Below are 279 nucleotides of genomic sequence, written 5' to 3'. Positions count from 1 at the left end.
AAAACCGAGCGCTGTTGCATCTTCACCGGAAAGCTGAATGAAATCCGTCCCGCACGTTGCGCGCTGCTCGGATACACGTTCGATTTTTCCGGTAGCATCTTTCACGCCAACAATATTCTTATGGTCACGCACAAGCGCCCCCATTGTTTCCGGCGTCATATCAATGATTGAACGACCCGGAATATTATAAATCACCAAAGGAATAGAAATCGCTTTGGCAACAGCCGAATAATGCGCGTAAAGGCCACGCTGATTTGGCTTATTATAATAAGGTGTCAC

The 279-nt window shown here is 47.0% G+C and carries 1 protein-coding gene; it reads right to left on the bottom strand.

From position 1 onward, the window contains the following. The coding region (locus HBA93_RS20825; RefSeq protein ID WP_221724542.1) for a dihydrodipicolinate synthase family protein at positions 1-279 on the bottom strand (279 nt) is incomplete at both ends.

The sequence above is a fragment of the Ochrobactrum sp. SFR4 genome, assembly GCF_019730395.1.
Classification (GTDB): domain Bacteria; phylum Pseudomonadota; class Alphaproteobacteria; order Rhizobiales; family Rhizobiaceae; genus Pseudochrobactrum.
The sequence above is the reverse complement of the archived record's forward strand: the minus strand, read 5'-3'. Positions and strand labels throughout refer to the sequence as shown.